Source organism: Stenotrophomonas sp. AC248, assembly GCF_979258185.1.
Map to the genome: position 1 here is coordinate 394,522 of NZ_OZ409840.1, position 22,297 is coordinate 416,818.

24 protein-coding genes are annotated in these 22,297 nt (G+C 67.2%); 13 read left to right on the forward strand and 11 right to left on the reverse strand.

Going from position 1 to position 22,297, the window contains the following annotated elements:
* Positions 1-27: 27 nt before the first annotated feature.
* Complete coding sequence (locus tag ACZ0AE_RS01735) at positions 28-246, reverse strand: twin transmembrane helix small protein (RefSeq protein WP_038690924.1); 219 nt, start codon at positions 244-246, stop codon at positions 28-30.
* A gap of 57 nt (positions 247-303) precedes the next feature.
* On the opposite strand from ACZ0AE_RS01735, the gene ACZ0AE_RS01740 reads away from it, so the two are divergent.
* From ACZ0AE_RS01740 to ACZ0AE_RS01770, 7 genes are all read left to right on the forward strand, one after another.
* Complete coding sequence (locus tag ACZ0AE_RS01740; RefSeq protein ID WP_463600235.1) at positions 304-1,038, forward strand: SURF1 family protein; 735 nt, start codon at positions 304-306, stop codon at positions 1,036-1,038.
* 27 nt (positions 1,039-1,065) lie between these two features.
* Positions 1,066-1,641: an SCO family protein gene (locus tag ACZ0AE_RS01745; protein WP_038690920.1), complete on the forward strand. Its 576-nt coding sequence runs from the start codon at positions 1,066-1,068 to the stop codon at positions 1,639-1,641.
* Positions 1,642-1,652: 11 nt separating this feature from the next.
* Positions 1,653-2,861, forward strand: coding sequence for a COX15/CtaA family protein (locus ACZ0AE_RS01750; RefSeq protein WP_448132870.1), 1,209 nt, complete (start codon positions 1,653-1,655; stop codon positions 2,859-2,861).
* Positions 2,862-2,865: 4 nt separating this feature from the next.
* The gene (cyoE, locus tag ACZ0AE_RS01755) at positions 2,866-3,756 is read left to right on the forward strand and encodes a heme o synthase (RefSeq protein WP_038690917.1); all 891 of its coding nucleotides are present in this window, start codon (positions 2,866-2,868) and stop codon (positions 3,754-3,756) included.
* A gap of 89 nt (positions 3,757-3,845) precedes the next feature.
* Complete coding sequence (locus ACZ0AE_RS01760) at positions 3,846-4,649, forward strand: calcium-binding protein (RefSeq protein ID WP_463600236.1); 804 nt, start codon at positions 3,846-3,848, stop codon at positions 4,647-4,649.
* A 216-nt stretch (positions 4,650-4,865) separates the two neighbouring features.
* Entirely contained in the window at positions 4,866-5,240 is a 375-nt protein-coding gene (locus ACZ0AE_RS01765) for a hypothetical protein (protein WP_463600237.1), read from the forward strand.
* A gap of 5 nt (positions 5,241-5,245) precedes the next feature.
* Positions 5,246-5,980: a hypothetical protein gene (locus ACZ0AE_RS01770; RefSeq protein WP_185753391.1), complete on the forward strand. Its 735-nt coding sequence runs from the start codon at positions 5,246-5,248 to the stop codon at positions 5,978-5,980.
* Between the two features lie 51 nt (positions 5,981-6,031).
* Here ACZ0AE_RS01770 and ACZ0AE_RS01775 read toward each other — a convergent pair whose 3' ends face one another.
* The 6 genes from ACZ0AE_RS01775 to rpsU all read right to left on the reverse strand — a co-directional run bounded on the left by ACZ0AE_RS01775 (position 6,032) and on the right by rpsU (position 11,344).
* Positions 6,032-7,030: a bile acid:sodium symporter family protein gene (locus ACZ0AE_RS01775; RefSeq protein WP_463600238.1), complete on the reverse strand. Its 999-nt coding sequence runs from the start codon at positions 7,028-7,030 to the stop codon at positions 6,032-6,034.
* A gap of 52 nt (positions 7,031-7,082) precedes the next feature.
* Positions 7,083-7,535, reverse strand: a complete 453-nt coding sequence (locus ACZ0AE_RS01780; protein ID WP_463602047.1) for a protein tyrosine phosphatase family protein — start codon at positions 7,533-7,535, stop codon at positions 7,083-7,085.
* A 92-nt stretch (positions 7,536-7,627) separates the two neighbouring features.
* Positions 7,628-9,358 carry a DNA primase gene (dnaG, locus tag ACZ0AE_RS01785; protein ID WP_038690904.1) on the reverse strand — a complete coding sequence of 577 codons (1,731 nt, stop codon included), beginning with the start codon at positions 9,356-9,358 and terminating at the stop codon, positions 7,628-7,630.
* Positions 9,359-9,423: 65 nt separating this feature from the next.
* The gene (locus tag ACZ0AE_RS01790) at positions 9,424-10,380 is read right to left on the reverse strand and encodes a YihY/virulence factor BrkB family protein (RefSeq protein ID WP_051598914.1); all 957 of its coding nucleotides are present in this window, start codon (positions 10,378-10,380) and stop codon (positions 9,424-9,426) included.
* Between the two features lie 162 nt (positions 10,381-10,542).
* The gene (locus ACZ0AE_RS01795; protein WP_038690903.1) at positions 10,543-10,989 is read right to left on the reverse strand and encodes a GatB/YqeY domain-containing protein; all 447 of its coding nucleotides are present in this window, start codon (positions 10,987-10,989) and stop codon (positions 10,543-10,545) included.
* Positions 10,990-11,128: 139 nt separating this feature from the next.
* Positions 11,129-11,344, reverse strand: coding sequence for a 30S ribosomal protein S21 (gene rpsU / locus ACZ0AE_RS01800; RefSeq protein WP_002808376.1), 216 nt, complete (start codon positions 11,342-11,344; stop codon positions 11,129-11,131).
* Between the two features lie 166 nt (positions 11,345-11,510).
* Between rpsU and tsaD the strand changes: the two genes are divergently transcribed.
* The 5 genes from tsaD (at position 11,511) to ACZ0AE_RS01825 (ending at position 17,783) form a co-directional block, all read left to right on the forward strand.
* Positions 11,511-12,536 carry a tRNA (adenosine(37)-N6)-threonylcarbamoyltransferase complex transferase subunit TsaD gene (tsaD, locus tag ACZ0AE_RS01805; protein ID WP_038690893.1) on the forward strand — a complete coding sequence of 342 codons (1,026 nt, stop codon included), beginning with the start codon at positions 11,511-11,513 and terminating at the stop codon, positions 12,534-12,536.
* 312 nt (positions 12,537-12,848) lie between these two features.
* A complete protein-coding gene (gene folB, locus ACZ0AE_RS01810) occupies positions 12,849-13,202 on the forward strand; it encodes a dihydroneopterin aldolase (protein WP_038690891.1) in 354 nt (117 codons plus the stop codon).
* A gap of 66 nt (positions 13,203-13,268) precedes the next feature.
* A complete protein-coding gene (locus tag ACZ0AE_RS01815; RefSeq protein WP_447591549.1) occupies positions 13,269-14,546 on the forward strand; it encodes a mechanosensitive ion channel family protein in 1,278 nt (425 codons plus the stop codon).
* Between the two features lie 137 nt (positions 14,547-14,683).
* Positions 14,684-16,858 carry a beta-glucosidase BglX gene (gene bglX, locus ACZ0AE_RS01820; RefSeq protein ID WP_463600239.1) on the forward strand — a complete coding sequence of 725 codons (2,175 nt, stop codon included), beginning with the start codon at positions 14,684-14,686 and terminating at the stop codon, positions 16,856-16,858.
* Positions 16,859-17,174: 316 nt separating this feature from the next.
* Positions 17,175-17,783: a hypothetical protein gene (locus tag ACZ0AE_RS01825; protein WP_463600240.1), complete on the forward strand. Its 609-nt coding sequence runs from the start codon at positions 17,175-17,177 to the stop codon at positions 17,781-17,783.
* Between the two features lie 159 nt (positions 17,784-17,942).
* Here the strand turns inward: ACZ0AE_RS01825 and ACZ0AE_RS01830 are convergent, their stop codons facing one another.
* Positions 17,943-19,091, reverse strand: a complete 1,149-nt coding sequence (locus ACZ0AE_RS01830; RefSeq protein WP_463600241.1) for a PQQ-dependent sugar dehydrogenase — start codon at positions 19,089-19,091, stop codon at positions 17,943-17,945.
* Between the two features lie 177 nt (positions 19,092-19,268).
* On the opposite strand from ACZ0AE_RS01830, the gene yiaA reads away from it, so the two are divergent.
* Positions 19,269-19,706, forward strand: a complete 438-nt coding sequence (yiaA, locus tag ACZ0AE_RS01835) for an inner membrane protein YiaA (protein WP_038690881.1) — start codon at positions 19,269-19,271, stop codon at positions 19,704-19,706.
* A 25-nt stretch (positions 19,707-19,731) separates the two neighbouring features.
* On the opposite strand, the gene ACZ0AE_RS01840 is transcribed toward yiaA, so the two are convergent.
* The 3 genes from ACZ0AE_RS01840 to ACZ0AE_RS01850 form a co-directional block, all read right to left on the reverse strand.
* Positions 19,732-20,079, reverse strand: coding sequence for a hypothetical protein (locus ACZ0AE_RS01840; protein WP_038690880.1), 348 nt, complete (start codon positions 20,077-20,079; stop codon positions 19,732-19,734).
* A 107-nt stretch (positions 20,080-20,186) separates the two neighbouring features.
* Positions 20,187-21,485 (reverse strand): APC family permease, encoded by a 1,299-nt coding sequence (locus ACZ0AE_RS01845; RefSeq protein WP_038690877.1) that lies wholly within the window; start codon positions 21,483-21,485, stop codon positions 20,187-20,189.
* Positions 21,482-22,291 carry a L,D-transpeptidase family protein gene (locus ACZ0AE_RS01850; protein WP_463600242.1) on the reverse strand — a complete coding sequence of 270 codons (810 nt, stop codon included), beginning with the start codon at positions 22,289-22,291 and terminating at the stop codon, positions 21,482-21,484. Before ACZ0AE_RS01850 ends, ACZ0AE_RS01845 begins: the two co-directional genes overlap by 4 nt.
* Positions 22,292-22,297: the final 6 nt, after the last annotated feature.

A 22,297-nucleotide genomic window follows, 5' to 3' on the forward strand; every position in this document is an offset into this window, starting at 1 on the left:
TCCGGGTGCGGCATCAGTGGAACGCGGTCAACCGCCGATGCCGTGGGGTTTGATCCAGCCGCTGTAGATGCCGATGGCCACCAGCGCGATCAGCGCCACCGACACCGCGATGCGGCGGGTGAGCGCATTGACGGTGCGCTTGGTCTGGCCGCGATCGACCAGCAGGTAATACAGCCCGGCGCCCAGATTCCAGACGATGACGATCAGAAACGCGATTACCAGCAGGGTCTTCAACGAATCATTCATGCGCGGCTCGATGGCAGGGCGGGTGTGCCTATATCACCGCGTTTGGCTGCCGTTGTCATGATGCGGAAGCACACACGCCTGATCGGTTGGGTGGCTGCGGTACTGGTGATCACCGGTTTCTGCCTGCTGGGCCAGTGGCAGCTGCAGCGCATGCATGAAAAGCAGGCGCTGCTCGACCAGCAGGTGCCCGCTCATGCGCAGGCGCTGAGCCTGGCCGCCGCGCTGTCGGCACCGCCAACGTTGCGCTGGGTGGAAGACCACGGGCAATACCTGCCTGGCACCGTGCTGCTGGACAACCAGACCCGCGAGGGCCGCGCCGGTTTCAAGCTGTACCAGCCTTTCCTGAGCGATGGTGGCGCGCGCGTGCTGGTCGACCTGGGCTGGCAGCCGATGCCGCCCGACCGCGTGCTGCCGCCCCTGCAGCCGCCACACGGCCACGCCCGCATCGCCGGGCTGCTGGCGCCGCCACCGGCCAGCGGCATCGCCCTGGGCCCGGCCTTGGCCACCACCGTGCAGCCCGGGATCTGGCTGGCCAACCGCATGCCCCCGGACGAGGTGGCGCGCGCGCTGGGGCTGCCCGCCGGCAGCCTGCCCACCCGCGTGCTGCGGCTGGACCCTTCGCTGCCCGGCGGCTACGCCCGCGACCTGGACCTGTTGCCCAACACGCTGCCGCCCAGCCGTCACCTGGGCTATGCGGTGCAGTGGTTCGGGCTGGCGTTGACCGTGCTGGTGGTCGCGCTGGTGCTGGAGTTGCGTTCGCGCCGCCGCGTTTCCCCCGACTCCCGGCGCTGACCGCCCCAACGTGAGAAAATGCCACCCATGAATGCCACTTCCCCGGAACGGCTGTCCCCGCGCTCACGCGGCCGCTGGACGCTGATCGCCCTGTTCGGCCTGTTCTTTGGTGCGATGGCGCTGGCCGGCGTGCTGCGCTTCTCGGGGTGGCAGCCCACCGCACACCGCAACAGTGGCCAGTTGCTGCAGCCCCCCGCCGATCTGCGCGCGCTGCCGCCTACGCTGGCCAACGGCCAGCCGTATGCATGGAATCCGGAAGCCCGCACCTGGCGCATCCTGGTGGCCCCGTCTGCCGGCTGTACAAGTGCGTGCGTCACTTTGTCGCAGGGATTGGGCAAGGTGTGGCAGCTGTTCGGGCATAACGCCGATAATGTCGAGATCCTGTGGCTGGGCACGCCGCCGGCCGAGGTCCAGGGCGTGCCCGCATTGCGCGTGCTGCGCGACCAGCCCGACCTGCGTGCCGCATTGCCCGCCGTGGATGACCCTGCCGGCACGCCGGTGTATGTGATCGATCCCAACGGTTTCGTGATCATGCGCTATGCGCCGGGATTCGATATGGCCGGTCTGCGCAAAGACCTGGCCACGCTGCTGAAACTGAAGTGAGTTCTGTTTAGATGAGCCTCTCCGCACGCCCGGTGCTGCACCGCAATTTCCACCGTCTGGCGTGGTTTGCGCTGATCATGACCGCCAGCACGATCATGTTCGGTTCGTTCGTGCGCCTGTCAGATGCCGGCCTGAGCTGCCCGGACTGGCCCACCTGCTATGGCCGCGTCACCTGGCCGCAGCACGCCGCCGACGTGGTCGGGCACGAAGCGGCCAAGATCCGCCCGCTGGAAACCCACAAGGCGTGGCGCGAGCAGGTGCACCGCTTCCTGGCCGGCGCGCTCGGCATCGAGATCCTCACCCTGGCGCTGCTGGCCACGCGCCGCCGTCGCTGGGGCAGCACTGCCGTGGTCACCGCCTGCGTGCTGGTGGCCACCGGCATACCGCTCTACATGATGGGCATGCACGTGCCGGCCAGCATCCTGGCGATCATCGGCGAGGCCATCCTGCTGGTGGCCGCGCTGCGCTGGAACAACATCGACCTGGCCCGCGCCGCGTTGCTGACCCTGGCGGTGGTGATCTTCCAGGCGTTGCTGGGCATGTGGACGGTGACCTGGCTGCTCAAGCCGATCGTGGTGATGGGCCATCTGCTGGGGGGCATGCTGATGTTCGGCCTGCTGGTGTGGATGGCATGGCGTGCCACGCACATGCCGATCACGCTGGTGGAAGCGCCGAAGCTGAAGTGGCTGATCCGCGCCGGTGTGGCCGTGCTGGTGCTGCAGATCGCGCTGGGCGGCTGGGTCAGCGCCAACTACGCCGCGCTCGCCTGCGGCGGCGGCAGTGCATCGCTGGACAACTTCCCGCGCTGCGTCAGCCAGTGGTGGCCGCAGCACGATTTCAAGGAAGGCTTCACCCTGTGGCGCGGCATCGGCGTGGACTACGAAGGCGGCGTGCTCGACGGCGCCTCGCGGATTGCCATCCAGATGGCGCACCGCATGATGGCGATCGTGGTGGCCGTGTACCTGCTGTGGCTGTCGGTGCGCCTGTTCAAGCTGCCGAGCATGCGCGGCTGGGCGAGCGCGCTGGGCCTGCTGGTGGTGGCGCAGATCACCCTGGGCATTCTCAACGTGAAGCTCGCGGTGCCGCTGGAAGTGGCCGTGGCCCACAGTGGCGGCGCGGTGGCGTTGTTGTTCGTGCTGGTCACGCTGTTGGCGCGCCTGCGCGCGCCGGACGCGGACGGCAAGGCCGGTAGCACCGCCTCTGCCGTGCAGGCAGGCTGACGGCATGGCCAGTTATCGTCAGTACTGGGACCTGACCAAGCCCAAGGTCGTCGCCCTCATCGTCTTCACCGCGCTGGTCGGTATGTTCCTGGCCATCCCGGGGCTGCCCACCGCGCAGCAGGCGCTCGACGGCGCGCTCGGTTTCCTCGGCATCTGGCTGGCGGCCTCGGCGGCCGCGGCCATCAACCAGTTGCTGGATGCGCGCATCGACGCGCAGATGGCGCGCACCTCGTGGCGCCCGCTGGTGGTGGGCAAGGTCAAGCCGTGGCAGGTACTGGTGTTTGCCGGGCTGCTGATCGCCCTGTCGATGACCATCCTGGTGGTCTGGGTCAACGTGATCACCGCCGTGCTGACCTTCGCCTCGCTGATTGGTTACGCGGTGATCTACACCGTGTACCTCAAGCGCGCGACCTCGCAGAACATCGTCATCGGCGGCCTGGCCGGCGCCACCCCGCCGATGCTGGGCTGGGCCGCGATCACCGGCATGCAGGGCCCGTGGGACTGGGCCTACGCATCGCTGCTGGTGCTGATCATCTTCATCTGGACCCCCCCGCATTTCTGGGCGCTGGCGATCTTCCGCCGCGAGGATTACGCAAAGGCCGAGATCCCGATGCTGCCGGTCACCCACGGCGTGGCGTATACCCGCAAGTCGATCATGGTGTATTCGATCGCACTGGCCGTGGTCAGCATCCTGCCGGTGGTGTTCGGCATGAGCGGCATGTTCTACCTCGGCGGTGCGATCGTGCTCAACGCGGTCTTCCTCTGGTATGCGTGGCGCATGCTGAACCCGCCGGATGAAATCTTCTCGATGAAGATGTTCGGCTACTCCATCGTCTACCTGATGGCGCTATTCGCCTTCCTGATGGTGGACCACTGGATGCTGCCCTGGTTGTAGGGGGCGGGCGCGCTGCGACACGTTGAATTTCCCGCAAACGTCGCCATTGCTTTCATGACCGAACAGGACGTGACGGCATGAAACGATGGATGCGACGCGCAGTACTGGCCATGACCCTGCTGTGCAGCGCGGCGATTGCCGCGCCTGCACCCGATGAGACGGCTACGCAGATCATGCGGCACGCCGGCGACCACCGCCTGGTCGTGCTCGGCGAATATCACGGCACCGCCGAAACGCCGCTGCTGGTGGCCGACCTGATGGAGCGCTACAGCCGCAACACGGCCGCCGTGCGGCTGGGGCTGGAACTGCCGATGAGCGAGAACGTCGCCCTGGCGCGCTACCTGCGCTCAGACGGTGGTGCCGACGCGCGCGAGACGCTGCGCACGTCGCCGTTCTGGGCGGTCAAGGACGATCAGCATGACGGCCGACGCAGCCGCGACATGCTCGCGCTGATCGAGGCCGTCCGTGTGTTGCGGGCCCAGGGCCGCGATGTGGGCGTGGCCGGCTATGACACCGAAACCGGCGCCTCCACCAGCAGTGACCAGCGCGATGCGGCCATGGCCACGCACCTGCGCCAGCAGTTCAATGCGTTGCCTGCCGATGCACGGATGCTGGTGCTGACCGGCAACGTGCATGCCATGCGCACCCGGTCGGCCGATGCGCCCCCAGAGATGCAGAAGACGATGGCCGCGTACCTGCTGGACCTGCCGCTGTACAGCGTGCGTCTGGAAGCGCTGCGCGGCCATTTCTGGGCGTGTTTTCAGCCGTGCCGCGCGGTACCGCTGATCGAGCGTCCGCCGCACGCGGCGAAAGAAGATACAGGAGCGGATCGGCAGTACGACCTGTGGATATGGATGCCCGCCTTGAGCGTTGCCACCCTGACCGACCCGTAGTGCCGGATGTCGCGTCAGACCTGTCGCTACCCTGTTGCGATGCCTCTGCGCGGTCTTTGGTGATGGTCTTCATCGGAACATCGTCGGGATATGCCGTGTTGAAGTGTCCGCTACGCCCCAATGCGTGGTGAGTTGGAATGCAGTGCACCGTTTACCCTCACCGTGCGGCGTACATAGGTGGTGCGAGGTGACTCGCCAACATGTGAGGGAGCGGCAATGAAACTAATCAGACGCCTTGGCGCCGGGCTGCTGTTGATGGTCGCATTCGGGAGCGGGGATGCGGCAGCAGAAGTAAAAGCCATCAGCCGAGCGAACTGTCTTGGCTTCGTCAATGAATCGATAACCTACGACAGGCCCCAGTTCAGGAGCATTCAAGGCTCTGCGGCCAGTAGGCACATTCCGTTGGGCGCCATCCAGGCAAAGCATGTCCTCGGTGCGCCAAACAACGGGGGCTTCTCCTGGCAGTTCAGGGCAGGCGATCAATCCGATCCGGAGCGAATGCTCGTGCGCGGGTACCACACCTGGGTACTCAACCGGATCGTGCACACGCGAAATACCGCGACCGCCGACTGCAGCCTGACCGAGTGGTGATGCACATGAAGAAGATCTCAATCGCGCTCGCGCTGTTTGCTTCGTTATCGTCGGCCCATGCCAACGCGGAATCCGGCGATGCGATCGGTCAATGGCTTCAGGAGCGCGTCATGCGGGCCGCTCTCAACGACGATCTGCACGGTGCCCGGCAGAATGATGAAGAGGGAACCTACCGGATAGTGCCGCTTGCCGATCTGGACGCTCCCGACACGGTCAAGAGCGCGTTCCGCACTCAGATCGCGCGCAGTCGGGCAGGTGCCGTACGTGTCCCTGTTGGCGCCATTCCATCTCAGGCCGAACTGCTCACCGCCTTGCCCAAAGTGCAGCGCCCCGATTCGGTTCTTCGCCAGCGGCTGCCCAGTCCGCCGAGTAACCTGCAGGGCACCGTGCTCGGCGTTGCAGAGGTGATCGGCATGGAGCCAAGCGGTGCGCTGGATGGGGTCAAATCGTCCGGGCTGACCCGCTTCTATCGGTTGACCGATGTGGGCATCGTCGCCTTCAACGAGGAGAACTTCCGCATTCCCGGCACCACCATCGAGGTCATTGCCGAAGCCCAGAACACCGCCGTCAACGGCTTGCCCGCACAGATCGACATGAATGTTGACGGACAGGGACGTGGTCGCGTGGTGTTGTCGTGGGCCGCTGGAGACAAGGCGTACACACTTACCGCAACCGGCGACAGTGACGTGGAGGGCAAGGCGCGCGTGTTGCAGGGGATCGCCGCGGCAATCACCGATTGATCTTGAGCAGACGGGGACTGACGTGCAAAAAACGGAGGGAGTCGAGCGAGCTCAACTGCCTCCGTCACCCTTCAGCGGTTCCACCGGATCGCGCGCATACCGCTGCGCGATCATCGCGCAGACGATCAGCTGGATCTGGTGGTAGATCATGATCGGCAGCACGATCGCGCCCAGGCTGCCGCCGGCGAACAGTACCTTGGCGATCGGGACGCCGGTGGCCAGGCTCTTCTTGGAGCCGCAGAACAGGATGGTGATCTCGTCTTCGCGGTTGAAGCCCAACCGGCGGGCGATGAAGCGGATCAATGGCATCGCGATGCCGAGCAGGACGGCGGCAACAATGGCCACGGTGAACAGCGACACCAGTGGCGTCTTGCTCCACAGCCCTTCGCTGACCGCTTCGCCGAATGCCGAATACACCACCAGCAGGATGGTGGCCTGGTCGGTGTAGCGCAGCAGCGCGCGCTGGCGTTCCACCCAACCGGCAATCCACGGGCGCAGCAGGTGGCCGGCCACGAACGGCACCAGCAGCTGCAACATGATGCTGACGATGGCCTGCACCGGGTTGTGCATGCCGCCCTCGGTGCCGGCGAGCAGGGCCAGCAGCAAGGGGGTGAGGAAGACGCCGAGGATGCTCGACAGCGAGGCGCTGCACACCGCCGCCGGCACGTTGCCGCGCGCCATCGAGGTGAAGGCGATGGACGACTGCACCGTGGACGGCAGCGCGCACAGGAACAGCACGCCGATGTAGAGCTCGGGCGTGAGCAGCCAGCCATCGAGCGGTTTGAACAGCAGCCCCAACAGCGGGAACAGCACGAAAGTGCAGGCCAGGATGGTCAGGTGCAGGCGCCAGTGCAGCACCCCGGCCACGATCGACTCACGCGGCAGCCGCGCGCCGTGCAGGAAGAACAGCAGGGCAATGGCCACGTCGGTGACATCGTCGAGCACCATCGCCGCCGCGCCGTGCATCGGCAGTAGCGAGGCCAGCAGCACGGTGCAGAGCAGGGCGAGGGTGAAGTTGTCCGGCCGCAGGCGCGACCACCAGGGCTTCATGCGCGGCATGCTCCTGTGAGGATGAAAAGAGAGAGGGAAAACACGGGCTGACTCAACGCGCGGCAGCCTGTTCGAGCAGGGCGCGGGTAGGCGCTTCCAGCGAGGTCATGCCGGCATCGCGACCCAGCTGCAGGGCGTGCTCCACCGGGGCGCCATCGCGTGCGTCCAACAGCGCCAGCAGCGCACCGGCGCGGTTGCCGGAGGCGCAATGCACCAGCACCGGGCCGCTGCTCTGCGCCAGTGCCGTGCGCAGCGCGTGCGCATTGGCGTCGGTCAGGCCGGCAGCGCCGGCCACCGGTATGCGTACATAGCGCAGGCCCAGGCGTTCGGCGGCCGCGGTTTCATCGAAGCCGCGGTCTTCATCGGGCTGGCGCAGGTCGATCACGGTGGTGACGCCGGCGTCGGCGGCCTGTTGCAGCTGGGCGGCACTGGGCTGGCCGGCGCTGTACAGCTGGGGGCGCGGCTGCGCGAAGGGCAGCGTGTCGGCCACTGCCGGCAGTGCCATGGCCAGCAGGGCGGCGAGGGCGCCAAGGCGGACGTGGCGGGCGAAGGATGCGGCGGGGTTCACTCGGGGAGAGGCCACGGCTGCTCCGTTGGTCAGAAGCGGAGGGTGCTGCGCGCCTTGAGCAGTTCGCGCAGTTCGTACTTGTCAGTATCGTCCAGACCCTGCTGGCTCTGCTTTGCCTGAAGCTCATCCATGCGTTGCCGCATCAGCTGCTTTTCAAGCTGGGCCACCGCATCGTGCAGTTCCTCGGTCCACATCGCCTCGTCGCCTGGCTGGGTGTGGGCGGCCAGTTTCTGCAAGGAGGCCTGTTCCTCGCGCCCCTCGAAATGCTCCAGCAGTGCGCCGGTGGTGATGTCCGGGCGCTGTTCGACCAACCCAAGCAGCTCCAGCAGCAGCTCAATGCCGGGCAGGCGCAGGCCGTTGAAGTGGTGGCCTTCCAGGGTCATGGCCAGCGAGGGCTGCTGCAGCAGGATCGCAATGGCCGCGCGCACCAGGCTGCGGCGCTGGGTGGGTGCCACCGCACGCGGTGATGGGCGCGAGGGCTGCGCCGATGCCGTGGGCCGGGCACCCAGCCCGGTGAGCGTGGTCAGCTGCTGCTTCATCAGGTCGCCGAAGGCGCCATCGGGAATCTGCGCCAGCATCGGCTTGGCCCGCTCGGCCAGCCGCGCCTTGCCGTCCAGCGTGGCCATGTTGACCTCGCGGGTGAGCTCGTCGAAGAAGAACTGCGACAGCGGCGTGGCCTGCTTGAGGCGTTCGTCGAATGCGGCGCTGCCTTCCTTGCGCACGATGGTGTCGGGGTCTTCGCCGTCGGGTAGGAACAGGAAGAACGCCTGGCGGCCATCCTTCATGCGCGGCAGCACCGACTCCAGCGCGCGCCAGCCTGCGCGGCGGCCGGCGGCGTCACCGTCGAAGCAGAAGAACACGTCCGGCGCATTGCGGAACAGCAGCTCGGCGTGGTCCGGCGTGGTGGCCGTGCCCAGCGTGGCCACCGCCTGGGTGACCCCGTACTGGAACAGCGAGACCACGTCCATGTAGCCTTCGACCACGATCAGCCGCTCGATCTTCTGGTTGGCCTGGCGCACCTGCCACAGGCCGTACAGTTCGCGGCCCTTGTGGAACAGCGCGGTCTCGGGCGAGTTGAGGTACTTGGGGCCGTCGTCCTTCTCCATGACCCGGCCGCCGTAGGCGATCACGCGGCCGCGGCGGTCGAAGATCGGGAACATCACCCGGTCGCGGAACTTGTCGTAGACATGGCCGCGGTCGTTCTTGGAAAACAGCCCGGCGCGGTCCAGCAGCTTCATGCGCCGCTCGTCCTTGCCCAGTGCGTCCTTCAACGCGCTGTAGCCGTCGGGCGCATAGCCGATCGCGAACCGCGTGCGGTTTTCCTCGTCTACGCCGCGCTGGTCCAGGTAGGCGCGGGCCTTGTCGCTTTCCTCCAGCGATTTCTGGAAGAAGCGCGTGGCCGCATCCAGGGCCGAGTACAGCTCGCGGCTGTCGTCCTGCTGCTGGGCGGTGCGCGGCTGGGTATCGCGCGGCACTTCCATGCCCACGCGCTTGGCCAACTCATCAACCGCGTCGAGGAACTCGAGGCGGTCGTAATTCATCAGGAAGCTGATCGCGGTGCCATGCGCGCCACAGCCGAAGCAGTGATAGAACTGCTTGGTGGGCGAGACCGTGAACGAGGCCGAGCGCTCGTCGTGGAACGGGCAGCGTGCGGCGTATTCCTTGCCTTGGCGCTTCAGCGGCACGCGGCTGCCCACCACCTCGACAATGTCGGAGCGGGCCAGCAGGTCGTCGATGAATGCGTCGGGGATACGGGCCATGGGCAGCAGGCAGGTGGCGCGACCGGTAACGGCCACGCAGGGCAGCGGGGGACACCGCTAGTCTACTAGCTGCCGGTGGCTTCGCCCGGTTTGGGCACGGCGATGCCGGCCTGGGCCAGGTGGAAATGCGCGCGCAGGCGTTCATCGATGACCGCGGTCATCAGCGCGCCTACGAAGAACACCACCGTGGCGTAGTAGATCCACACCAGCGAGATCACCAGCGCGCCCATCGAGCCGTAGGCGCTGCCCGGCGCGACGGTGGCGATGTACAGCCCGATGCCATAGCGGCCCAACGCGAACAGCGCCGAGGTGATGGCCCCGCCGATGAAGGCTTGTCGCCAGGCCACGCGGCGGTCGGGCAGGTAGTGGTACAGGAAGGCGAAGCCCACCGTGTACAGCGCCAGGCTGGTCAGGTAGCCGATTGCCGGCAGTACCGAGGGCAGCTGCGCGAAGGCCACCTGCAGCATGGTGGTGGCGGTCATCGACAGGATCAGCAGGAAGCCCAGCGCCAGCACCACGCCGAAGGAGAACACGCGCTTGCGCAGCCACGCCACGATGCCGTCCAGGCGCTCGCCACTGGTGTTGAAGATCAGGTTCAGCGCGTTCTGCAGCTGCGCAAACACCGCCGTGGCGCCGATGAACAGCAGCAGCGTGCTCCAGACCCCGGCCAGCGAACCCACGTCGGGCTGGTTGTCGGCGTTCTTGAGCACGGTGTCGGCCACGGTGGCGGCACTGCTGCCGGCCACGTCGTTGATCTGGGCGATCAGCGCCTGTTGCGCCGGCGGATACAGCGAGGCGGTGAGCCACAACAGGAGCACCAGCAGCGGCGCCATCGACAGCAGGGCGTAGAAGGAGACCGAGGCGGCCTGGGTGAGCACGTCGATCTCGACGAAGCGCTTGCCCACGGCCATCGGGAAGCTGCGTTGCAGCCGGTCGACATACTTGCGCAGGCGCGGCGGCACGCCGGCGTGGGCGGGCGAGGGATCGGCGTCGGGGGTGGGGGCAGGCGGCAGTGAAGACATGCGGCCGATTTTTGCAGGCCCGGGTCGAAGGCGGGGTGAAGCGGGCGCGCGGCAGTGCGCGTGCATGCATGCATGCACCGACCAACGGTCGGTGCCTACCGGAATCCGGATGACGTACATCCGGCGAGGCAGGTAGCGACCGTGGGTCGCTACCTGGCCCGATCAGCCTGCCAGCTGCTGCTTGACCAGCTTGGACACCAGGCCCATGTCGGCCTGGCCGGCGAGCTTGGGCTTCAGTGCGCCCATCAGCTTGCCGATGTCGGCCGGGCTGGCCGCGCCGGTTTCGGCGATGGCGGCCTGGATGGCGGCCACGATCTCGGCCTCGCCCAGCTTGGCCGGCAGGTACTGGTCGATGACCAGGATCTCTTCGCGCTCGATCACGGCGAGGTCTTCACGGTTGGCCGCTTCGAACTGGCTGACCGAATCCTTGCGCTGCTTGACCATCTTTTCCAGCACGGCCAACGCGGTGGCGTCGTCCAGCTCGATGCGCTCGTCCACTTCCTTGCGCTTGATGTCGGCCAGCATCAGGCGGATCACGCCCAGACGGTGCTTCTCGCCGGCCTTCATGGCGGCCTTCATGTCATCGGTAAGCTGCTGTTTCAGGCTCATGGAACACCTCGTATTCGGTCAAAAGGGCGGAAAGAGACGCCAAACGACTGGAACGCAAAAAGCCGGCAACGCTCGCGCGTTCCGGCTTCGGCTCCGCCACGACAGACCAGCGGCCTGTCGTATCGAAGTTGCGTCCGACTCAGTACAGGCGCTGACGCTTGGTAACGTCGCGCGACGACCGGCGCAGCTGACGCTTCACAGCAGCAGCAGCCTTACGCTTGCGCTCCTGGGTCGGCTTTTCATAGAACTCGCGCTTGCGGGTTTCGGCCAGCACGCCGGCCTTTTCGCAGGTGCGCTTGAAGCGACGGAGCGCAAACTCGAAGGGCTCGTTCTCGCGGACTTTAACGCTGGGCATGGAATCTCCGGGACACAGTAGAACCGGGTCACGCCCGGTGAGAGCCGCACATTATAGCGGCGACAAAAGAAGTTGCAACCCACCCCGGCAAACTTCTTGGCCACAGGTGGTGTCAGGTGGGCTGGCGGTAACGCTGCCGGGGCCTCAGCGGTCCATAATACCCGGTATGCGAGTCCTTGGTATTGAATCTTCCTGTGATGAGACCGGCGTGGCGGTGTACGACACCGCCCTGGCCGGCCCGGACGCCCTGCGCGCCCATGCGGTCTATAGCCAGATCGCCCTGCACGCCGAGTACGGCGGGGTGGTGCCTGAACTGGCCAGCCGCGACCACGTGCGCAAGCTGCTGCCGCTGATCCGCCAGACCTTGGCCGAGGCCGGGATGGGCGTGGCCGACATCGACGGGGTGGCCTATACGGCTGGCCCGGGGCTGGTCGGCGCGCTGCTGGTGGGGGCGGGCGTGGCCCGCTCGCTGGCCTGGGCGCTGGAGGTGCCGGCGGTCGGTGTACACCATATGGAAGGGCATCTGCTGGCCCCGCTGATGGAAGACGACCCGCCGCAGGCGCCATTCGTGGCGCTGCTGGTGTCCGGCGGGCATACCCAGCTGGTGGCAGTGGACCGGATTGGCCAGTACCGCCTGCTGGGCGAGACCCTGGACGATGCGGCTGGCGAGGCCTTCGACAAGACCGCCAAGCTGATGGGCCTGCCGTACCCGGGCGGCCCGCAGCTGGCGGCGCTGGCCGAGCGCGGTACCCCGGGCAAGTACAAATTCACCCGCCCCATGACCGACCGGCCCGGGCTGGATTTCAGCTTCTCCGGCCTGAAGACCCAAGTGCTGCTGGCCTGGCGCGACAGCGACCAGAGCGAGCAGACCCGCGCCGACATCGCCCGGGGCTTTGAAGATGCCGTGGTGGACACCCTGGCCATCAAGTGCGAGCGCGCGCTGGATGAGGCCGGCACCGATGTGATCGTGGTGGCCGGCGGGGTAGGAGCCAACAAGCGGCTGCGCGCCAAGCTTCAGCAGATGGCGGCCCGCCGCGGCGGCCGGGCCTGCTTCCCGCGCCCGTCGCTGTGCACCGACAACGGCGCGATGATCGCCTTCGCCGGCGCACTGCGGCTGGAAGCCGGCCAGCACAACCCGCCGCAGGTGCAGGTCACCCCGCGCTGGGATATGGCGACGCTGCCGGCGGTGTAGGTGGAGTTGGGGCCCTTCGTGTTTACTCCGGCGCGCCTGCAAGAGAGCGTACGGTGCGAATCCACTGCGCATTGCATTGCAGTTCTGCCACCCCGGGCTTGCCGCTGTCGTTGCCATCACGTAGCGTCATCATGACGTGCCACCGGGACATGCGGATGGGTGATCCCCATCTCCCCCCGGGGACAAGGTGGTAAGCAAAGGGCCCCGCGGGGCCCTTTGTCTTTAGGCGTCTCCGACCGCATTTGCCCCCGGTTCCCGGCACGTTCCGGCCCGCGCCGTTACCATGTTCGGCATCTTCCACGTGGCATGGCTATGGACAAGGTATTCATCGAAGGGCTCGAGATCGATGCCCTGATCGGCATCTACGACTGGGAACGGCGGATCCGCCAGACCCTGCGGTTCGACCTGGAAATGGGCTTCGACAACCGTCGCCCGGCGGCCAGCGACGACATCGCCGATACCCTCAATTACAAGGCCGTGAGCAAGCGCATCGAACAGTTCGTGCGCGAGTCCGATTTCGGCCTCGTCGAAACCCTGGCCGAGCGCATCGCCGAGATCGTGCTGCGTGAATTCAAGGTGGAATGGCTGCGCCTCAAACTGAGCAAGCCCGGCGCCGTGCGCGGCGCGCGCGCGGTGGGCGTGATCATCGAACGCAGCGCGTCCTGACCGGGTGCTGCCCACCGTAGTGCCGGGCGCTGCCCGGCAACCCCCAAATCTGGAGACCTCAACAAGATGCTGGATGCGGTAGTAGCAACCCGTTGGCTGGACGACCTGCAGCGAACCCTCGAACCCTGGCCGTGGGCCTACACCGCCGCGGTGCTGTGCCTGCTGGCGCTGGCCGCGTGGCTGGCCAATTTCGTCACCAAGAAGATCCTGCTGCGCGGCCTGCGCGGGTTGATCAACCGGCTTCCCGGCGGCACCGCCCATGGCGGGCGCGGCAGCAACGTGATGCGGGTGGTGTCGCGGTTGTCCAACGTGGTGCCCAGCCAGGTCATTGCCGCCGGCATCACCGTGGTGCCCGACCTGCCCGCGCCGCTGGTGGCCTTCGTCATCGGCGCCTGCCAGGCCTGGGCGATCCTGACCGTGGCGCTGGCGATCTCGCACGCGCTGGACGCGGCCAACGACATCTACGAGCGCCGCCCCGACGCGCGCAACAAGCCGATCAAGGGCTACCTCCAGGTTGGCAAGATCGTCATCTTCGTCATTGCCGGGCTGTCGATCGTGGCCACCCTGGCCGGCGTGGACCTGCGCTATCTGGTCACCGGCCTGGGCGCGGCCACCGCCGTGCTGATGCTGATCTTCCAGGACACCATCCTGTCGCTGGTGGCCAGCGTGCAGATCAGCGGCGACGGCCGGGTGCGGCTGGGCGACTGGATCGAGATGCCCAGCCAGAACGCCGACGGCGACGTCATCGACATTGCCCTGCACACCATCACCGTGCAGAACTTCGACAAGACCATCACCACCATCCCGACCAAGAAGCTGGTCACCGAGTCGTTCAAGAACTGGCGCGGCATGCAGGAGGCCGGCGGACGCCGGATCAAGCGCGCGCTGTACCTGGACCAGCACAGCGTGGGCTTCGTCGACGCGCCGATGCTGGCCGAACTGGAACAGTTCGCGGTGCTGGGCGAATACCTGCGCGAGAAGCAGAGCGAACTGCAGCAGTGGAACGCGCAGCTGCAGGCCAAGGGCGTGGCGGCGGTGAATGCGCGGCGGGTGACCAACCTGGGCACGTTCCGCGCGTATGTGGAGCGCTACCTGCGCCAGCATCCCGGTATCCATACGGACATGACGCTGCTGGTACGGCAGCTGCAGCCGACCACCGAAGGCCTGCCGCTGGAGATCTACTGCTTCACCCGCACCACCGCGTGGGGCGAGTACGAGGGCATCCAGTCGGACGTGTTCGACCACCTGCTGGCCACGCTGCCGGCCTTCGGGCTGCGCGTGTTCCAGGCCTCCAGTGATGCGATGTTGATGGCCGGCCAGCAGCGCCTGGCCGCCGCGGAGTAAGCTCCTGTGCCCCCGCCACCGCGCTCACGGTGGCGGGGTTCTTCCCCCGGGGAAGAAAAATGAACGTCAAAATCATTCACAACGGGCCCGGGAACGCTAGAATCCTGGCCTTGTAAACGTTTTCATAAGGACAGCCGGTGGCCGCCGATCGTATCGAAACCCTCATTGCCAAGATGACCGTCGAAGAAAAAGTCGGCCAGCTCGGTGTGTTCGCCGACATGGTTCGGCCGTTCGCCCCGGACGTGAACCCGGAAGCCAACGTGCTCAACGCCGACCAGGTGCTGCAGCAGGTGCGCGAGGGCAAGGTGGGGTCGCTGTTCAATGGCGTGGGCGTGGAAGCCGGCCGCCGCATCCAGCAGGTGGCGCTGGAAGAAAGCCGCCTGGGCATTCCGGTGATCCTGGCCGCCGATGTCATCCACGGCATGCGCACCGTGTTCCCGATCCCGCTGGGCGAAGCCGCCAGCTTCGAGCCGGACCTGGCCGAGCGCACCGCGCGCGCCACTGCGGTGGAAGCCACGGCGGCCGGCCTGCACTGGACCTACGCACCGGCGGTGGACATCGCCCGCGACCAGCGCTGGGGCCGCGGTGCCGAAGGTGCCGGTGAAGACGTGGTGCTGGGCTGTGCCTTCGCCGCCGCCCGCGTGCGCGGCTTCCAGGGTCCGGACCTGCGCGCCGCCGATGCGCTGCTGGCCACGCCGAAACATTTCGCCGCCTACGGCGCGGTGATGGCCGGCATGGAATACAACATGGTCGACATCTCGCCGCAGACCCTGCGCGACGTGCACCTGCCGCCGTTCCAGGCCGCCTTCGAGGCCGGCGCGCTCACCGTGATGTCCTCGTTCAACGACATCAACGGTGTGCCGGCCAGCGCCAACGCCGAACTGCTCACCGACATCCTGCGCGGCGAATGGAAGTTCCCGGGCGTGGTGATCTCCGATTACACCGCCGACATGGAGCTGGTGGCGCACGGCTATGCCGCCGATGACCGCGACGCCACCGCCAAGGCCTTCACCGCCGGCCTGGACCTGAGCATGCAGAGCGGCTTCTATGCCGAACACCTGCCGGGCCTGATCGAGAGTGGCGGGGTGCCGATGGCCACGCTGGACGAGTCCGTGCGCCGCATTCTGCGCCTGAAGGATGCGATCGGCCTGTTCGACGATCCCTACCGCTCGCTGGATCTGGACCGCGAAGCCTCCACTGCGCACATCGCCGAACACGATGAACTGTCGCGCGACGCTGCGCGCCGTTCGATCGTGCTGCTCAAGAACACCGACGCGGTGCTGCCGCTGAAGAAGACCGGGCAGAAGATCGCGCTGATCGGCCCGTTCGTGCAGGACCGCGAGAACATTGAAGGGTGCTGGACCCTGTTCGGCGACAAGACCCGCTATGTGAGCCTGGAGACCGGCGTGCGCGCGGCGATCAGCGATGAAGCGCTGCTTGAAATCGTGCCGGGTTGCGACCTGGAAGCGGCCGTGCAGGATGGCATCGAGCAGGCCGTGGCCGCTGCACTGCGCGCCGACGTGGTGGTGCTGGCGCTGGGCGAGCCGCAGCGTTACAGCGGTGAAGCGCAGTCGCGCGTGGAAATCACCCTGCCGCCGGCGCAGCAGGCGCTGGCCGAAGCGGTGGCCATGACCGGCAAGCCGCTGGTGGTGCTGCTGCGCAATGGTCGCGCGCTGGCACTGCAGGGCGCGGTGCGCAATGCGCAGGCCGTGGCGATCACCTGGTACCTGGGCACCCAGACCGGTCATGCCGTGGCCGATGTGCTGTTCGGCGATTACAACCCGTCCGGCCGCCTGCCGGTGAGCTTCCCGCAGGTGTCGGGCCAGCAGCCGTTCTTCTACAACCACCCGCGCACCGGTCGGCCGGAACTGCCGACCATGTCCGAGTTCAAGGCGCGCTGGCGCGAGATTCCGAACGAGGCGCTGTATCCGTTCGGGCATGGCGTGGGCTACACCACCTTCGGTTACGGCGTGCCGCAGCTGAGCGCGGAGACGCTGGGCTGGGACGACACCCTGACCATCACCACCACGCTCACCAACACCGGTGCGGTGGCGGGCGAGGAAGTGGTGCAGCTGTATATCCACGACCGCGTGGCCAGCCGCGTGCGGCCGGTGCGTGAGTTGAAGGCGTTCCGCAAGGTGGCGCTGCAGCCGGGCCAGAGCACCGAGGTGCAGTTCACCCTGGACCGCCACGCGCTGGGCTTCACGGGTCGCGATGGCGTGTTCCGTGCCGAGCCGGGTCAGTTTGAGCTGTGGGTGTGTGCGTCGTCGGCGAGCGGTGAGCCGGTGATCTTCGAGTTGCTGGCGGGTTGATCCTGCGGGGGGCATCGCCGCCGCTCCGGCGGTAGAGCCGACCGTTGGTCGGCTGCCCCAAACGCATCGGTCTCCGCTTGACGGCAGCCGACCAACGGTCGGCTCTACGTTATGGGTCGGTTGTCTGTGACGGTAGCCGACCAACGGTCGGCTCTACGTTGTGGGTCGGTCGCCTGTGGCGGTAGCCGACCAACGGTCGGCTCTACCCCGGTTGTTTTGGGTCTGGCCGTTATCCCCTGTGGTGCGGCTGTGGCCGTCATCGGCGGCTGACGTTTGGGCGGTTAGGCTGGCTGCCTTGCACATCGATGGAGCCAGCATGCGCGCGATCCGAATCCTGCTTCCCACCCTGTTGCTGGCGGCATGCTCGCAGCCGGCACCGCCGGCGGCCGATGCGGCCGCCCCTGCACCCACCTCGCCGCCCACCACGACCACTACGCCCAGCGAGGACGCGCCGACGGCCGGCATGTCGCCGGATGCGGTGGCAACGCCGGCCGAAGCGGCCGCGCAGACCACGCCTGCTACCGCCGCACCGGATGCGACCGCCGACAGCAGCGACGGCGACGTCCGCCAGCGCATCGAACGCCTGCTCGGCGATGCACCCCGTTATGAGGCCGTCTTCACTGCACTGCAGAAGGGCGTGGCCGCGCACGATGCCAAGGCCGTGGCCGCCCTGCCGCTGTACCCGGTGAACGTCAACGTGGGTGGCAAGAAGCGCAAGGTCGCCGATGCCGCGACATTCGAGCGCGAGTACGACCGCATCATCACCGCCGACATCGCCAAGACCATCACCGAACAGACATTCGATGATGTGTTCGTCAACTGGCAAGGCGTGATGCTGGGCAACGGCCAGATCTGGATCAACGGCATCTGCCCGGCCAACGACTGCACCAAGGCCAAGGTCGGCATCGTCACCGTACAGGATTGACCGGTGCGTACCGACCGTTGGTCGGCACGCCATGACCGGGCATTGCCCCGAACCGGTGGGTACCGACCCGCTGCTCGGCACCCCGTGATGGGGCATTGCCCCCACCCGGTAGGTACCGACCGTGGTCGGTACGCGCAGATCCCGCGGTACGCCCTCAGCTCACCCCTTCGGGGTGAGCTTCAACAACCGCCCGTTCTTCCCGTCTTCCAGCAGCCAGATCGCGCCATCCGGACCCTGTTCCACTTCGCGGATGCGCTCGCCCATGTCGAAACGCTCGGCTTCGCGCGCGTTGTCGCCATCAAAGGCCACCCGCACCAGTGACTTGGACGACAGCCCGCCGATGAAGCCGCTGCCCTTCCACTGCGGGAACTGCGTACCGGTGTAGATGATGAAACCGGCCGGCGAAATCACCGGCGTCCAGGTCACCTTGGGCGCGGCGAATTCCGGGCGGGTGCTGTGGTCGGGAATGTCGCGGCCGTCGTAGTGGTTGCCGTTGGACACGATCGGGTAGCCGTAGTTGGCGCCCCGCTCGATCAGGTTGAGCTCATCGCCACCGGCCGGGCCCATTTCATGCACCCACAGCTTGCCGCGCGCATCGAAGGCGATGCCCAGCGCATTGCGGTGGCCCAGCGACCAGACCTGTGCGGCCACGCCGCCCTGCGAGGCAAACGGGTTGTCGGCCGGCACGCTGCCATCGTCGTTCAGGCGCACGATCTTGCCGAGGTTGCCGCCCATGTCCTGGGCCGGATCGAACTTCTGGCGTTCGCTGGAGGTGATCCACAACTTGCCGTCCGGGCCGAACGCCAGCCGGTGGCCGTAATGGCCGCCGCCTTCCACCTTGGGGGTCTGGCGCCAGATCACCTTGAAGTCCTGCAGCGCGCCGCTGCCATCGGCGGCCAGCACCAGGCGGGCGCGGCCCACGGCGGCGCCGCGGGTGTCGCCTTCGCCGGCCTCGGCATAGCTCACATACAGCAGCTGGTTCTTGGCAAAGCCCGGGTGCGGCAGCACGTCGCCGAAACCGCCCTGGCCGGCATAGGCCACCTTGGGCACGCCGCTGATGGCGGCGCGTTTGCCGGTTTTCAGGTCTACATGCTGCAGGGTGCCGGCCTTTTCACTGACCAGCAGGCTGCCATCGGGCAGGAAGCTCATCGCCCACGGTTCGTTGAAGGTGCCGGCGTCGGTGGCGGCGAAGGGCCACTGGGCCTTCTTCAGGACCGGCGCGGACGCCTTGTCAGCCGCCACGCAGGCGGTGGCGAACAGGGGCAGGGTAAGGGTGACGGCGAGCGAGAGCAGCAGCTTGCGGGTCATGGGGTATCTCCGGGTGGGGATGCGATGGCCAGCCATGGTTGTACAGCATGCCCATCAACGCGGCGTGGACCATACGTCATCCCCCGTAGGCGCGCGGGCCGTGATCGGCTACCGTTGGCGCGGGCTGCCCGTGGGGCGGCGCGTGCGGCTTGCCGCCATCAAATGGAGTTGGATCACATGAAACAACAGGTGCACAAGCCGTCCCCGGCCTTCATTGCCGCCTCGTGGGCAGCGCTGCTGCTGGGCGCGGCGGCCTATCTGGTTGGTCTGTTCAACGCCGAGATGGCGCTCAACGAGAAGGGCTATTACCTCACCCTGCTGTTGTTCGGCCTGTTTGCGGCGGTGTCGCTGCAGAAGAGCGTGCGCGACCGCGTGGAGGACATTCCGGTCAGCGGCCTGTACTACGCGCTGTGCTGGTTCGCCCTGCTGGCCTCGCTGCTGTTGCTGCTGGTGGGCCTGTGGAACGCCACGCTGCTGCTCAGCGAAAAGGGCTTCTACGGCATGGCCTTCGCCCTGAGCCTGTTCGGCGCAGTGGCGGTGCAGAAGAACACCCGCGACCTGATGGCCGCGGGTGGCAATGTGCGCGAGATCCCACCGCTGCCCAGCGGCGACTAAGCGCTGGCGGGTGCCGCGCGCTGCCTCAGGTGCCGCGCGGCACACCCTTGTCCAAGTGCGACTGGTGCAGGGCGGTGGATTCATCCCAGCCACGGCGCACGGCGTTGCGCGCCTGTTCCCAGGTCAGTTTGCTCTTGCCGCGCTCCTGCGCCCAACGCGTTTCCAGCTCGGCTTCCACCTGCTCGTACGCGCGGATCATCTCGTCGGCGCGCGAGTAGTGCCCCAGCTGGTAGGCCGGCTCGTAATCGTCGTAGAACTGGCTGTTGTCGTAGTACGGCTCGCTCGGGAAGCGTTCGCGCCAATAGTCCGATACCGCCTGGCGCGGCACGCCGTCTTCCGGCACCCGGCCGGGAATCTGGTAGTCAGTAGGCATGTGGTGGCTCCGGTTGGGTGAGGGTCCAACTTACCCAGACGCCGGTTAACGCCGTGGGCCGACGAGGTGAATGACACATCAAGCGTCATCCACCGCGTGGCTGCGGTTCAGGCCGGTCGATCCTTGCGCGGCAGTTGGTAGATCACCGCGCCCACCACGAACGCGATGCCGGCTGCGGCGATGTTCTGCCAGCTGGCACTCACGAACAGCGCCACGCACAGCACCAGTGCCAGCACCGGAATCACCGGGCCGCCGGGCAACTTCAACGCACCGGGGCGGTCGCGGAAACGACGTGCCAGCACCAGTACCGCCGCGGCCGTGCCGATATAGGCGAACAGCCGCGTGGTCATCGACAGCAGCGCCAACTGCACGAACGAACCGGACAGCGCCAGCGCCAGTGCGATCACGCCCTGGGTCACGATGGCCGCCGCCGGCGTGCGGAAGCGCGGGTGCACGTTGGCCAGCACCTTCGGCCCGTAGCCATCGCGGGCCAGGGCGAACAGGAAGCGCGGGCCCATCATCATGGTGTTGCTGTTGGTGCCCAAGATGGAAATGGTGGCGCCCACGGTGAGGATCAGCGCCAGCGCCTCGCCACCGAAGCGGGAGGCCGCGTCGGCCAGCGGCGTGGGCGACGCGGCCAGGTTGGCCAGCGTGCCCTGCGCCACCAGCTGCACCGCGCCGTAGATGACGGTGACGCTGACGATCATGGTGATCAGTGCGAACGGAATATCGCGGCGTGGGTTCTTGTACTCGCCCGCGGCAGCCGGAATGTTCTCGAAGCCGGCATAGGCGTACAGCAGCAGCAACGCCGCCTCGCCCATGCGCTGCAGGTCGTGCGGGTCCGGGCGGACCCCGGAGAAGGCCAGATCCATGTCGACGTAGAACGCGCCGATCGCCACGAACAGCAGCAACGGCAGCAGCTTGCCGATCACCAGGATCACCCCGGTGCGCGCAGCCGAACGCACGCCGGCCACGTTGACGGCGGTGAGGAAGCCCAGCGACACCACGATGATCAGCACGCGGCCGAGATCATGCCCGGCCCATGGCCAGAACCGCGCCACCGCGTCGGCCAGCGCGTTGCTGAGCGCGGCGGCCGAGCTGATCCGGGTGAGCCAGATCATCCAGCCGATCTCGAACCCGGCAAACCGGCCGAATGCCTCGCGGGCATACAGGTAGCTGCCACCGGGCTCGTCGAAGTAGCTGGCCGCCTGCGCGTAGCACAGCACCAGCAGCGCCACCACGATGCCGGCGGCGACCACGCCCCACAGGCTGAAGGGCCCGAGCAGGGCGACGGTGGCGGCGGGCAGCAGGTAGATGCCGCTGCCGATCACATCGTTGATCGACAGCCCGACGATCTGCCAGCGGCTGACCGCGCGTTCCAGTTGGGGATCGGCCGGGGCGCTCATGGCGTGTTTTCCAGTGCCGCCGGCAGGTTCCAGTCGTGCTGCATCTGCTGGTACTGCGCGCGCGGCAGCAGCACGAACAGCGGCCGCCTGGCCGGATCCAGCCAGGCCAGCAGGCGCTGCATGTGTTCGGGCTGCATGGCGGTGCAGCCTGCGGTGGCCTCACCGGGGGTGCGCCACAGGTGGGCGAAGATGCAGCTGCCGCGGCGGGCTTCGCCCTTCGGGTTGTGCTCGATCACAAAGCCCTCGCGATAGCGCACATCCCCCTTGTTGTGCAGGTCCAGGCGCATCGGCTCGGTGGAGCCTTCCACCGCATCGCTACCCACCACCTCGGCATCCACGATGCGGTTGTAGTACGGCGAATCGGGCACGTCCATGCAGTAACTGCTGGCCAGCATCGGCTGGTACGGCAGGGCGGTGGTGATCGTCGGGGCGTAGCCGAAGGCCGGGCCGATGTTGAAGAAGCCGGCCGGGCTGCGGCCATCGCCTTCCTTCTTTACCGGGTCGCCGGGCTTCACCGGGTCACCGGGCTGGTGCGGGGCCACGCCTTGCGCCGGCACCACGCCCACGCCCCAGGCGCTACCGTTGCGGCCCACGGCCACCTCGAATGCGCCGCCCTGTGGCGCCCACCCCTTCGGGGTGCGCGTATAGGCCTGCAGCCGGCCATGGGTGGCATCCCAGCCGTCGGTGACGACCACGATCATCTGGTGGTGGTCCTGCAACGGCCCCACCGCCGGGGTGAGCGCGGCGGCGGGCAGGGCGCTGGCGACCAGCACGACGGCGAAGACGGATCGGAACAACGGCAGCATCGTGGC

What these genes read in the sequence shown, in the direction of transcription:
- ACZ0AE_RS01750 (WP_448132870.1), top strand. Translation starts at nt 1,653, where the DNA reads ATGAGCCTCTCCGCACGCCCGGTGCTGCACCGCAATTTCCACCGTCTG.
- ACZ0AE_RS01830 (WP_463600241.1), bottom strand. Translation starts at nt 19,091, where the DNA reads ATGACCCGCAAGCTGCTGCTCTCGCTCGCCGTCACCCTTACCCTGCCC.
- dnaG (WP_038690904.1), bottom strand. Translation starts at nt 9,358, where the DNA reads ATGGCCCGTATCCCCGACGCATTCATCGACGACCTGCTGGCCCGCTCC.
- folB (WP_038690891.1), top strand. Translation starts at nt 12,849, where the DNA reads ATGGACAAGGTATTCATCGAAGGGCTCGAGATCGATGCCCTGATCGGC.
- ACZ0AE_RS01770 (WP_185753391.1), top strand. Translation starts at nt 5,246, where the DNA reads ATGAAGAAGATCTCAATCGCGCTCGCGCTGTTTGCTTCGTTATCGTCG.
- ACZ0AE_RS01765 (WP_463600237.1), top strand. Translation starts at nt 4,866, where the DNA reads ATGAAACTAATCAGACGCCTTGGCGCCGGGCTGCTGTTGATGGTCGCA.
- rpsU (WP_002808376.1), bottom strand. Translation starts at nt 11,344, where the DNA reads ATGCCCAGCGTTAAAGTCCGCGAGAACGAGCCCTTCGAGTTTGCGCTC.
- tsaD (WP_038690893.1), top strand. Translation starts at nt 11,511, where the DNA reads ATGCGAGTCCTTGGTATTGAATCTTCCTGTGATGAGACCGGCGTGGCG.
- ACZ0AE_RS01780 (WP_463602047.1), bottom strand. Translation starts at nt 7,535, where the DNA reads ATGGCACTGCCGGCAGTGGCCGACACGCTGCCCTTCGCGCAGCCGCGC.
- ACZ0AE_RS01825 (WP_463600240.1), top strand. Translation starts at nt 17,175, where the DNA reads ATGCGCGCGATCCGAATCCTGCTTCCCACCCTGTTGCTGGCGGCATGC.
- ACZ0AE_RS01735 (WP_038690924.1), bottom strand. Translation starts at nt 246, where the DNA reads ATGAATGATTCGTTGAAGACCCTGCTGGTAATCGCGTTTCTGATCGTC.
- cyoE (WP_038690917.1), top strand. Translation starts at nt 2,866, where the DNA reads ATGGCCAGTTATCGTCAGTACTGGGACCTGACCAAGCCCAAGGTCGTC.
- ACZ0AE_RS01845 (WP_038690877.1), bottom strand. Translation starts at nt 21,485, where the DNA reads ATGAGCGCCCCGGCCGATCCCCAACTGGAACGCGCGGTCAGCCGCTGG.
- yiaA (WP_038690881.1), top strand. Translation starts at nt 19,269, where the DNA reads ATGAAACAACAGGTGCACAAGCCGTCCCCGGCCTTCATTGCCGCCTCG.
- ACZ0AE_RS01740 (WP_463600235.1), top strand. Translation starts at nt 304, where the DNA reads ATGATGCGGAAGCACACACGCCTGATCGGTTGGGTGGCTGCGGTACTG.
- ACZ0AE_RS01840 (WP_038690880.1), bottom strand. Translation starts at nt 20,079, where the DNA reads ATGCCTACTGACTACCAGATTCCCGGCCGGGTGCCGGAAGACGGCGTG.
- ACZ0AE_RS01795 (WP_038690903.1), bottom strand. Translation starts at nt 10,989, where the DNA reads ATGAGCCTGAAACAGCAGCTTACCGATGACATGAAGGCCGCCATGAAG.
- ACZ0AE_RS01775 (WP_463600238.1), bottom strand. Translation starts at nt 7,030, where the DNA reads ATGAAGCCCTGGTGGTCGCGCCTGCGGCCGGACAACTTCACCCTCGCC.
- ACZ0AE_RS01745 (WP_038690920.1), top strand. Translation starts at nt 1,066, where the DNA reads ATGAATGCCACTTCCCCGGAACGGCTGTCCCCGCGCTCACGCGGCCGC.
- ACZ0AE_RS01790 (WP_051598914.1), bottom strand. Translation starts at nt 10,380, where the DNA reads ATGTCTTCACTGCCGCCTGCCCCCACCCCCGACGCCGATCCCTCGCCC.
- ACZ0AE_RS01850 (WP_463600242.1), bottom strand. Translation starts at nt 22,291, where the DNA reads ATGCTGCCGTTGTTCCGATCCGTCTTCGCCGTCGTGCTGGTCGCCAGC.
- ACZ0AE_RS01760 (WP_463600236.1), top strand. Translation starts at nt 3,846, where the DNA reads ATGCGACGCGCAGTACTGGCCATGACCCTGCTGTGCAGCGCGGCGATT.
- ACZ0AE_RS01815 (WP_447591549.1), top strand. Translation starts at nt 13,269, where the DNA reads ATGCTGGATGCGGTAGTAGCAACCCGTTGGCTGGACGACCTGCAGCGA.